This window comes from Micrococcus sp. HMSC31B01, from assembly GCF_001816085.1.
GTDB lineage: Bacteria > Actinomycetota > Actinomycetes > Actinomycetales > Micrococcaceae > Micrococcus > Micrococcus luteus.
Genome location: NZ_KV824818.1, coordinates 1 through 683 on the forward strand (window position 1 = coordinate 1; position 683 = coordinate 683).

A 683-nucleotide genomic window follows, 5' to 3' on the forward strand; every position below is an offset into this window, starting at 1 on the left:
CGGCGAGGTCGTGCCCCGGTCGGCCTGGGCCACCCGGGAGCTGGCCGCCGGGGACGAGGTCGACGTCGTCACCGCGGTGCAGGGGGGCTGAGCGATGGCCGAGCACCGCACCCCGCCCGCCGCCCCCGCGATCCCGCCGCTGCGGATCGGCGGCTACGACCTGGCCTCCCGGCTCATCATGGGCACGGGCGGCATCACCGACCTGACCGCCCTCGAGGGCGCCCTCGTCGCCTCCGGCACCACGCTCACCACCGTGGCGCTGCGCCGCTGGTCCGCGGACACCCGTGACGGCCTGGTCGCGCTGCTGGACCGCCTCGGCATCGACGTGCTGCCCAACACCGCCGGCTGCTACACCGCCCGGGACGCCGTGCTCACCGCCCGGCTCGGCCGGGAGGCGCTCGAGACCGACCTCGTGAAGGTCGAGGTCATCGCCGATGAGCGCACCCTGCTGCCCGACGTCGTCGAGACCCTCGAGGCCACCGAGCGGCTCGCCGCCGACGGCTTCACCGTCCTGGCCTACACCTCGGACGACCCCGCCATGGCGCTGCGCCTCGAGCAGGCCGGCGCCGCCGCCGTCATGCCGCTGGGCTCGCCGATCGGCTCGGGGCTGGGCATCCTCAACCGCGCACACCTGGAGCTGATCGTCTCCCGCGCCTCCGTGCCGATCGTGCTCGACGCCGGCG

At 75.8% G+C, this 683-nt stretch carries 2 protein-coding genes; both read left to right on the forward strand.

Going from position 1 to position 683, the window contains the following annotated elements; all coding sequences use genetic code 11:
* Nucleotides 1-10: 10 nt before the first annotated feature.
* The gene (locus tag HMPREF3105_RS00340) at nucleotides 11-91 is read left to right on the forward strand and encodes a sulfur carrier protein ThiS (protein WP_246830289.1); all 81 of its coding nucleotides are present in this window, start codon (nucleotides 11-13) and stop codon (nucleotides 89-91) included.
* A gap of 3 nt (nucleotides 92-94) precedes the next feature.
* A partial coding sequence (locus HMPREF3105_RS00345; protein WP_070708503.1) for a beta/alpha barrel domain-containing protein occupies nucleotides 95-683 on the forward strand: 589 nt, incomplete at its 3' end.